This is a genomic window from Nocardia sp. JMUB6875, from assembly GCF_041154655.1.
In the GTDB taxonomy this organism is placed as follows: domain Bacteria; phylum Actinomycetota; class Actinomycetes; order Mycobacteriales; family Mycobacteriaceae; genus Nocardia.
The window spans coordinates 1-8237 of the sequence record NZ_BAAFGR010000246.1 but is presented as its reverse complement, the minus strand read 5'-3'; the positions used below and the strand labels follow the sequence as shown (position 1 = coordinate 8237).

Here is an 8237-nt window from a genome sequence, read left to right as displayed (position 1 = left end):
CGCCCCCCAACGAGTCCAAGGCCCCGCCCTCGACTTCTGCCTCCGAGTAACCCAACGCAAACCCCTCCCCGAAACCATCCTCACCGCAACCGGCCCCGACGCCCAAACCTGGCTCGAAAACGCCCGAGTCTTCCTCTGAAAGGCCGGAGTCAACAGATGCCGATCCTGTCCGCCGCCGAGATCGCCACGGACCGTCTGCTACTGCGCAAGGCACGCGACACCGACCGCGAACGGCTCATCGAACTGCGCACGGACCCCGAGGTCGCGGCCCACATCGGCGGCCCGCACCCCCGCGAGGCCGTCGAACGCTACCTCGACTCGATCGGCGGCGCAGCCAACGTAACCACCATCCCCGGCACCTTCATCATCGCCGACAAGGCCACCGACAAACTGCTTGGAACCCTGGAACTCAAACGCCGCGCCGCCGACGAACCCGGCCACGTCACCGACGAGGGCGAGGAACTGGAACTCGGCTACCTGCTGCACCGAGACGCGTGGGGCGCAGGCGTGGCCCCCGAAGCCATCACCGCCGCCCTACGCGCCACCGCCGCCGAACTCCCAGACCAACCCGTCCTGATCGCCACCCAAACCGCGAACGAACGCTCCCTGAAACTGGCTGCCCGCCTGGGCTTCCGCCCGGTCAGCACCTTCGAGTGGTTCAACGCCGACCAAACCCTCTGCGTCGCCACCCTGCACGAGTTCAAACCCTGACGTCTCCCCGCAGTCCGAGCCTGAATCAAGATCAGGGAGCTCTCAGTGCTGGAATTTGTCCGGATCGCCGGTCTGAGAGCTCCCTGATCTTGGTGGGTTAGGTGGTGGTGGCGGCGAAGGTGGCGATGGCTGTGCCTACGGGGTCGGGGGTGCCGTTGTTTTGGGTTTCGGCGCCGGCGAGGGTGTCGATGTGGGTGTAGTTGGGGATTAGGACACGTTGGAAGTGGGGGGCTATCGGGATGATTGACGCCGCGAGATCCTGGGCGTCTAGGAAGTCCTTGACCACGCTGGCGGTGCCGTTGATGGTGATCATCGGTTTCTGCATGACTTCGGCGTTGTATTTGATGTTGGAGAGGGAGCCGGTGCGGCTGCCGGCTAGGGCCAGGAAGGTGTCGTAGAGGACTCGGGTGGGGAAGTACCACTCGGTGAATCCCAGGGGGCCGCTGACCATTCGGGAGAAGTCGGCGATGTCCACGACTTCCTTGGAGGGGTCGGTGTAGAAGGTGGTGGGGGTGTGGCGGTAGTCGTTCCAGGTGTAGAGGGTGGTGGGGTCGGTGGGGCCGACGCGCTTCTCGTGGCCGAGGGCGCCGCCTACGCCGAGGCCGATCAGCGGGATGTTTTGCAGGCCATCGGGGAGCGGGAAGGTCTTCTGCTCGACGGGGCCGCCGGCGAGTGCGCCCAGGCTGACCTGGTCCAGGCCGATGTTCATGCCGTTCTTGCTGAGGATCTGGCCGAAGGCGGCCTGATTGGTGAAGCGGAAGTCGCGGAGGTTGTTCGAGCCGGTGAGGGCGTCGAGCCAGTTGTTGGCACCACCGACGCGGAAGGTGCTGTCCAGGCCCCAGGTGACCGGAAGTCGTTTCAGGACATCGGATTCGGCGTCGGGCTCGAACTGCGCGGCCACGCCCAGGATGGACAGGGCGTTGAAGGTCTGCGGGTTGAAGATGGGGATCAGCGCATTGTCCGCGGGGGCCAGGCCGAATTTCAGCAGGGCGGTCGAAATCGCCTCGGGGATGGCCAATCCCAGCTCGCTGAGCTTGGCGAACAGCGGGTCGACCTTCAGACCGACCGGGTCCGCGGTGACCAGGGTGTCAAGGGCTATGAACCCCGCGCACTGGTTGAATCCGGCGTCCTCACGATTGCCGGTGAAGTCGGTGGCCGCGAACAGGCCGGTGAGCAGACCGCCCTGGGAATGCCCGCCGCACAACGTCTTCGTCTGCCGGAAATGCTGGTCGGGCAGTTCCCGGGTCAGCACCTCGTACTCGTCCCGGGAGGTCTGGGCGACGCCGAAGTCCGCGCCCATCTTGTCGCCCCACAGCCCGCGCCAGCCGGGGAAGACCTTCCCGTCGATCGCCTTGCCGTTGTAGTAGTAGTCGATGGCGATCCGGTAGTCGCCCGCCGCCCGCGCGGCATCGATGCCGGTATTGTCCTGCTGGCACACCCCGCGTCGCGCCAGCGACCACCACTCGGCCTTCTTGCCCTGGGATGCCAACTGGTGCAGCGTATTCCGCGCCACCCGGTCCATCGAGTACGCGCCGCCGGTCGCGCCGGGCTGCATGACCAGGACCTGGTCGGCCTGCCGCGGATCCTCCGGACCATCGGTGAGGCGGTAGCGCAGGTAGCTGAGCTTGTCGCATTCCGGCGGGTGCGGACCGGCCGAGGGCAGCATGGGAGAATCGAGGGTGATCTCGGAAACCTCTATGCCGCCCCAGGTCTCGACGACCTGTTCGGTGCGGCCGGGGGTGTCGGCGGTGGCGACGGCGGTCGCTCCTGTCGCCGCCAGGGCCACCGCGGTGAGCGCGGTCAGGCTCCGGAGGCGGGCGGGGGATCGCATCGGTGGGGTACCTCTTCTCTCGGGCGGGTCAGTTGACGAAGCGGAAGCAGGTGCGCTGACCCGCGTCACCGGGCTGGGCGGCGCGATGGCAGACCATGGCGTAGTCGCGGCCGGGATGGCGGGACAGATAGTTCCAGATCGTCAGATTGGAGTGCAGCGGAACGACTTCGGTGGTGCCGTCCTTGAGATAGAACGTCATCTCACCGTCCGCGCCGGCGGCGTCGCCGAGCTTCAGATCGGCCAGCCAGCCCAGCGTCCAGATCGGAAGATCGGGGCTCACATACCAGTTGCCCGCGTCGTAGGTGACCCACTCGGGCGTGAGATCGGTGTGCTTGAAGTCGAACCCGAGCAGATTGATATTGAAGTTGATCGGCGGCAGCCAACCCGCGCTGGTCGTCAGATCCGAAGGCAGCGGATTCGGCTGCGGCGCAGCGGGTTCGTTGATCGCGGGCGGCAGCGTATCGGCCAGGGCGGGCGCCGCGGGAACGACCGTCACCGCCGCCAGGGCCGCACCGGTCAGCAATCGGCGCGTGAAAGAGCCTGTCATGGTCCGGCTTTCGTCAGTCGTTGGGGAAGCGCAGGCAGGTGCGGTTCGGATTGGGTGCGGTGGTGAGCTCGCCGCAGACCTCCGCATACGCCCCGGCCGGGCGACTCGCGGCCACCGCGTACACCACGGGCAGTCCGCACGAGGTGCCCACCGGCACGATCTCCGGTGTGCCGCCATCCTTGGGATAGAAGACGTAGCGTGCCGAAACACAGCCCCCGCCCGAGAGATTCGTGGCCGCGACGACCCCGAGAATGCCCGGCGGGATCGCCGGAGTCAGCGTCGCGATGTCACCGTCGAGCAGCGCCCCCGCGGGCACGGTGGTGAAGTGGTTGAGGCTGGTCCCGCCGAAACTGGTGCCCCACGACAGCGTCGGCTCCACCGCATCGGCGTTCGGCGTCCCCACCGTGGCGGCCAGCGCCACCGTCCCGCCGGCCACGGCCAGCCCGGTCATGATCTTGCTCTTCATCGGTCCTGTTGTCCTTCATCGGAATTCAGTGGAACGCGGTTGCGTAGCACCGCCACGGACTCCGAGGCCATGCTCATGGAGATGACGTCGTCGTGCCGGTCGTTGTCCAGGCGCACCGCCGCGGCGGCCTGCCCGCCCAGCCCCACGGTGTGCTGCTCGACATAACTGAAGGTGCGGTCGCCGTTGTTGCGGTAGATGACCGCGGTCGAGGGCGCGTACTGCACCGCGGCGATATCCATGCGGCCGCTGCCGGTGAAGTCGCCGATCGCGACCGCGCAAGGGGCGATCGGGCCGAAAGTCATTTGCGGCGGCCCGAAATTGCCGTGCCCGTCGCCGTACATGACCGCGAAGCTGAACGCCGCGACATTGGCCGAGACGACATCGGCATTGCCGTCGCCGTCCATATCGGCGACCTTCAGATCCTCATCGGGCAGCGGCAGCAGATTCCAGCGCGGCGACAGGAATCCGCCATTGCGATCGTTGACCAGCACCCAGAAGCCGGTGGTGCCCAGATCGCCGGTCACCACATCGTCGTAGCCGTCATTGTCGACATCGCGCACCAGCACCGTCGACCGCAGCAAACCCGCTGCCAGCCACTGTGGTTCGGCGAAGTGCCCGGTCCCGTCGTTGTGCATCACGCCGATAGCGCCCGGCAGCGGAACGATATTGTTGAACGCGATATCCAGGTGCCCGGTGTGGTTGAAATCCCCGAGCTGCACGCCTACCGGCAGCCCGCCGGTGCGATAGGTGACATTCGGATTCGGGTCCCGCGAATACACGCGATCGACCGTGAAATGCCCGTTCCCGTCATTGAACAGAATGCTGATGCTGAGCTGATTGCTCACCACCAGATCCAGATTCCCGGTACCGCGCAGGTCACCGGCCACCACGGCGTTCGCGCCGATCTCGGTGGGAATGAACTGGGTGCGGCGCAGATGCCCGTGCCCGTCGCCACGCAGGATGGCCACGCCGCCCGCCACCCCGGTGGCGGCCACCGACTGGTTCCCGTCATGGAAGAAGTCTCCGGTGGCCATGGTCTGCGAGCCATAGCCCGCGCCCAGTCCGCCCGCGTAGTACTCGACCGAATCCTCGAACACCGGATTGGATCCGGTCGAACCGGTGAGGCTCGACCCGGTGTCCGGGGCGGCGTTCGCCGCGCCCGGCACGCTCAGCCCGGACAGTGCCAGCGAGGCCGCCAGCGCGCCGGTGGTGAGCAGCGTCTTGTGTACCGACATGTGTTGCTTTCCTGTGGAATTCGCGCCCGGGGTCACTGCGGAGTGCAGTCGTACCAGCCGGGGCTGCTGGTGAGGTTCTGAAGGAAGATCTGCGGCCGGAAGATCTGGATGAGGGTGGCGCGGTCCGGAATGGTCACGCACAGGCTCGGCCCGTCGTGGCCCTGCGGCGCGTACTCGGTGGCCACCGCCCGCGACAGTCCGTCGAACGGCTGACTCAGGGCGTCGCAGGCGGCCTGGTCGGCATCGCCGCGGCCGTAGCAGTTGAACCACGCCATGGCGTAATGCACCGACAGCGCAGGCGATTTCGCATTGTGCGGGACCCCGAGCCAGTTGATGGAGTCGCCGTGACTGCCGCCCTCGTAGTCGACGAACATCATCGGGTTGGTGCTGCGCGGATCCCGGCGCTCGCGGTCGTAGAGGGCCTTGGTGCCGAGCGGGCCGTCGGTGGCGTCGAAGATCGGGTTGTCCGGGAAGAAGCCGTTCTCGTTCAGCCCCGGAATGTCGAAGTCGGCGGTCTGCCACTGCACCGCCGCCGAGGCCACATGGTGGGTGAACCCCGACATGCCGACGAACGAGGCGACCTTCGGCAGCGGGCGGCCGTCATAGCCGAAACCCTTGTCCTGCCAGTTCAAATAGGACGACATGCCGATCGAGCCCACCGACTGGCCCCACAGGTTGATGTGGTCCAGATCCAGCAGGTCCAGCCACGGATTGCGCTGGTTCTCCCCGGCCGGGGCATAGGCGGGATTGATGCGCACCAAGCGCGGGTTCTGCGCCCGCAGCACATTGCCGAGCTCATTGTTCAGATCGCTGATCGCCGTGATGTCCTGCCCTGCCACCCAGCGGGTGACATCCTGGGCGTCCAGGCAGGAACCGGGCGCGAAGCAGTGCTCCACCTGCAGCAGCGGGGTGATCAGATCCAGTGCGTTGCCATCGCTGGCGGGCTGACCGGCCTGGGCGAAGGTGAAGGAGATGAAGCCGTCGCGGGCCGCGCCCATGGCGTACATGCCGACATCGCTCTGATGCTCCGACGCGCCGGGGAAGCCGATCGTCACCGGGCGCTTCTGGCCGTCGGGGTGGTCGGGGTCGATACCGTCGGGGAAGAAGACCTTGCCCGCCAAGGAGATTCCGCGTGCGTCGATCATCCGGAACTTCTTGACCGTGCCCTGTTTGAAGGCCGCGGCGGATTCGCCGGGGGCGCAGGAACCGTCGACGGTCTCGAACCAGACGGTGCCGTCGGCGTTGTTGCACGGCATCCGGAATTTCGCCTGCGCGTATGCCGGATTGTCGTACTCGTCGTCGTGCAGCGCGTCGTCCACATCGGCGACGCCGTAGCGCCCGTTGTGATTCCAGTCCGGGATGTAGGCCGGATGCGTGGGCAGCCCGATGCCGAAGGGCGCGACATGGGTCAGCGCGTCCCAGATCTTCTGCGCCGCCGCAGCCGCCCCCGACGCACCGGCCGGGGTGTGCCAGGTCTCGGGCTTGGTGAGATCCACGAACGGCTCCGCCAACCGGCCCGCCGTGTCGAGAATGCCTGCCTCCACGAAGTATTGGAGCTGGCCCGGGGTGAGCGCGTCGACGAATGTGCCCGTGAACAATTGCCCGATCTCGGTGAACACATACGACGGGTCCGGCGCTTGCGGCGCGGGATAGGGATCGGCCTGTGCCGGGGCGGCGGCCATGCTCCCTCCCAAGGCGAGCACCACTGCCGCGGGCAGCGCTGCCAGACCACGAATACGACGGGCTCTACGCACCCCGACCTCCTGGCTCATTCCGCACCCGGGTCTGCGGTGATCCGGGTCTCACTTCCGAATTGAAATGGGCAGGGCGCGGAACCGGCAGGTCGTGGACTGCCATGAGGTTGACAATTCTCGACAAGGTCGGCCCGGGTCGATAACGCCTTCGGGTGTCGAGACGACGCCAAATGCCAATTACTTGGCCGGTCGCGCACTCTCGCTCGACCGCGATGGTCAACTTCACTGTCTGGTACACCGGGGATCAATGAGGAGGGTGTTCCATGACCGGATCAATTCGGCGTCGGATGCGCTGTGCCGCGGCGGTGGTGGCGGTCGGCCTGCTGGGCGTCGCCGCATCGGCGCCGGCGGTGGCCGACGAGCCCGCCGCGACGGCGCCCGCGACGCCCGACCCGGCGGCGGTGGACCCGGCCTATCTGCTGCAGAACATGGCCATGCTGCTGCAGGGCTATCAGCACGACTGGGCGAATCCCGCCGAATTCCAGTACTGGATAGCGCATTTGACCAGCGTGCCCGGCCGCGCCTTCGCCGATCTCGCGCCCATGCTCGATCCGGGGCAGTACCAGGGAGCCGAGGGGCAGCAGAAGCTGCGCGACAATATCGAGAAGGTGCTCGATGAGACCATTCGGCAATTCCCGACAGTCCTTGGCGCGCAACTACTTCCCGCGAACCGGTTGTTCCTGCCGAACTGGAGCCACAGCGGGGTGTTCGGCGATCCCGCCGACAACACCCTCGACGGTGACTCGCTGACCAGCAGCCCCGGCAATGTCGGCATCACCGGCGCGTTCCGCTACCCGTGCATCCTGCCCGACGACACGGTCCTCTACGAAACCCGCAGTGGCGATTGCGTTTCCGCGGATACCCCGGGCGCGGACTTCAAGCTCGGCGAGGCCCGCAAGATCCAGATCGTGAACGCCCGCGGGTTTCGCCTGGCCGCGACGCTGTGGCTGCCCGAGGATGCGCTGCAACCGAATCCGGGTCACAAGTTCCCGATGACGGTGTTCACCAACGGCGCGGCGGTCCCGCAGTCGGCCTATTACGCGTACACGATGACTGCCGTGCGGCACGGGTACATCGGCCTGACCTACGACGAGGCCGGTCAGGGCGCGAGCGACGGCACCGTGCTGGATCAGGTTGTCCCGTACAACACCCCGCACTGCTTCGCCTCCGGCCCGTGCCGCGATGTCGAGGACGTGGTGCGCTGGGTGGTCGGCGATGACATCCTCCCGACCACCGACACCCAGACCCTGCTCGGCGACACCTCGAACTTCGTCAATTTCTGGAACACCGTGCACATCCCGCGCCTGGGCCAGCGCTACAACCCCGCCTACGCCCCCGCCGGCGCCAATGACCGCAACCCCGTCCTGGACCTGATCGACACCGACCAGATCGGCCTGATGGCCCAGTCCATGGGCTCCATCGCCACCAGCCACTACCTCTACGACATCGGCGAGGGCCACGGCATGGACGGCCGCCCGCTCCCGAGACCCGCTGCGGCCGTGCTGATGTCGGGCTTCGAACCCAGCTTCGGCAATGTCCCCACCCAGATCCAGACCGCCGACACCGACATCCCCGGCATCACCGTCGGCGGCGTCTTCCCCATCAACGACATCAATCTCGGCGGCGCGCACATCGGCTTCGACCCCACCGACGGCCCCCTCGGCGGCAAGTCCTGGTACGACTGGGTCCGCCG

The 8237-nt window shown here is 66.9% G+C and carries 7 protein-coding genes; 2 read left to right on the top strand and 5 right to left on the bottom strand.

Annotation, left to right across the window (positions count from 1 at the left end; all coding sequences use genetic code 11):
• Positions 1-156: 156 nt before the first annotated feature.
• Positions 157-711, top strand: coding sequence for a GNAT family N-acetyltransferase (locus ACAM49_RS36535; protein ID WP_369640104.1), 555 nt, complete (start codon positions 157-159; stop codon positions 709-711).
• Positions 712-808: 97 nt separating this feature from the next.
• Here ACAM49_RS36535 and ACAM49_RS36530 read toward each other — a convergent pair whose 3' ends face one another.
• From ACAM49_RS36530 to ACAM49_RS36510, 5 genes are read right to left on the bottom strand one after another with little or no spacing between them, the layout of a single operon-like run.
• Positions 809-2542 carry a hypothetical protein gene (locus ACAM49_RS36530; RefSeq protein WP_369640103.1) on the bottom strand — a complete coding sequence of 578 codons (1734 nt, stop codon included), beginning with the start codon at positions 2540-2542 and terminating at the stop codon, positions 809-811.
• 28 nt (positions 2543-2570) lie between these two features.
• The gene (locus ACAM49_RS36525) at positions 2571-3089 is read right to left on the bottom strand and encodes a hypothetical protein (RefSeq protein WP_369640102.1); all 519 of its coding nucleotides are present in this window, start codon (positions 3087-3089) and stop codon (positions 2571-2573) included.
• 13 nt (positions 3090-3102) lie between these two features.
• A complete protein-coding gene (locus ACAM49_RS36520; protein ID WP_369640101.1) occupies positions 3103-3555 on the bottom strand; it encodes a hypothetical protein in 453 nt (150 codons plus the stop codon).
• The gene (locus tag ACAM49_RS36515) at positions 3552-4790 is read right to left on the bottom strand and encodes an FG-GAP repeat domain-containing protein (protein ID WP_369640100.1); all 1239 of its coding nucleotides are present in this window, start codon (positions 4788-4790) and stop codon (positions 3552-3554) included. The genes ACAM49_RS36520 and ACAM49_RS36515 overlap by 4 nt, the downstream gene beginning before the upstream one ends.
• A 32-nt stretch (positions 4791-4822) precedes the next feature.
• Positions 4823-6472 (bottom strand): hypothetical protein, encoded by a 1650-nt coding sequence (locus ACAM49_RS36510; RefSeq protein ID WP_369640099.1) that lies wholly within the window; start codon positions 6470-6472, stop codon positions 4823-4825.
• 335 nt (positions 6473-6807) lie between these two features.
• On the opposite strand from ACAM49_RS36510, the gene ACAM49_RS36505 reads away from it, so the two are divergent.
• Positions 6808-8237 (top strand): CocE/NonD family hydrolase (locus ACAM49_RS36505; RefSeq protein WP_369640098.1); only part of this gene is annotated, 1430 nt, incomplete at its 3' end.

Coding starts and splice junctions, on each gene's coding strand:
- ACAM49_RS36515 (WP_369640100.1), bottom strand. CDS start 4,790: ATGTCGGTACACAAGACGCTGCTCACCACCGGCGCGCTGGCGGCCTCG.
- ACAM49_RS36530 (WP_369640103.1), bottom strand. CDS start 2,542: ATGCGATCCCCCGCCCGCCTCCGGAGCCTGACCGCGCTCACCGCGGTG.
- ACAM49_RS36535 (WP_369640104.1), top strand. CDS start 157: ATGCCGATCCTGTCCGCCGCCGAGATCGCCACGGACCGTCTGCTACTG.
- ACAM49_RS36525 (WP_369640102.1), bottom strand. CDS start 3,089: ATGACAGGCTCTTTCACGCGCCGATTGCTGACCGGTGCGGCCCTGGCG.
- ACAM49_RS36520 (WP_369640101.1), bottom strand. CDS start 3,555: ATGAAGAGCAAGATCATGACCGGGCTGGCCGTGGCCGGCGGGACGGTG.
- ACAM49_RS36510 (WP_369640099.1), bottom strand. CDS start 6,472: ATGGCCGCCGCCCCGGCACAGGCCGATCCCTATCCCGCGCCGCAAGCG.